The 819-nt window shown below is 61.4% G+C and carries 1 protein-coding gene; it reads left to right on the forward strand.

The features are described from left to right. Positions 1-83: 83 nt before the first annotated feature. Positions 84-819, forward strand: a 736-nt coding sequence (locus tag ABGB16_RS33870; protein WP_347672120.1) for a hypothetical protein, incomplete at its 3' end; no start/stop codon positions are given.

Consider the following 819-nt stretch of genomic DNA (forward strand, 5'->3'; position numbering starts at 1 on the left):
TCCAGCGTGACCTCGCGGTCATCCGTCAACGCTCCTCCTTCCCGTACAGTCAGGTCCAGGAACTCGCCGCGCATCACCGATACTTGCGCAATCTCAAGGACCAGGGCGGCTGGGAAGACCAGCGCCCAACGAACCTCTACGACCCATTCACCATTCGCGTCCCGGCCACCCCGGTGCGGCATGAACCGGAGATATCGGGGTTCACCCGTCCGGTGCCAGGGTTGAGCATCGGGCCGGCCGGCCAGGAGATGCGTCTCGATGGTATCGATGGGCTTGTTCGCCCGGGTGATGAGGTCGGTGTCACTGTCGGGAATTTTGAGAGTGGGGGAATGGGTGCCGGTTTTGTCGAAATCACCGCGGCCGACGGCACCAAAAACGCCATCTTCCGAAGGGTCGACCGCGAGTTCACTGCCGACGAGTTGAAAGTTCTGAAGACAATGGCACCCGGCCGCGCGTGGACAACCGATCGCCCATTGTTCGTCGAGTCCTACCGCAGCACGGCGTCCATAACCGATAGGCAATTGCGCATATTGCTCGGCGGGGGTGTCGGGGTTCAAGGCCGCCAACCCGGTGTCCTGCCAGGCATCATGGTTGACGGCGGTGAATTCGACTTTTCCGAGCTGGACCGAGTTCGTCTCGAGAGTGGGTTTGACGCCATTGGTCGGCCCATGGTGGTCGCGAAAATCTCGGCTACGGTCGGCGGAGCCGAACAGGACCTGTACGTGGAAGTGGTCAAGCCCGCTCCCACCGCGTACGACATCGGCGGTTTCCCCGGAAAAGTGCTGTGGGAGTTGAAGAATCGGTGGGATCTTTCCGACT

This window comes from Micromonospora sp. B11E3 (assembly GCF_039871625.1).
Lineage (GTDB): Bacteria > Actinomycetota > Actinomycetes > Mycobacteriales > Micromonosporaceae > Micromonospora.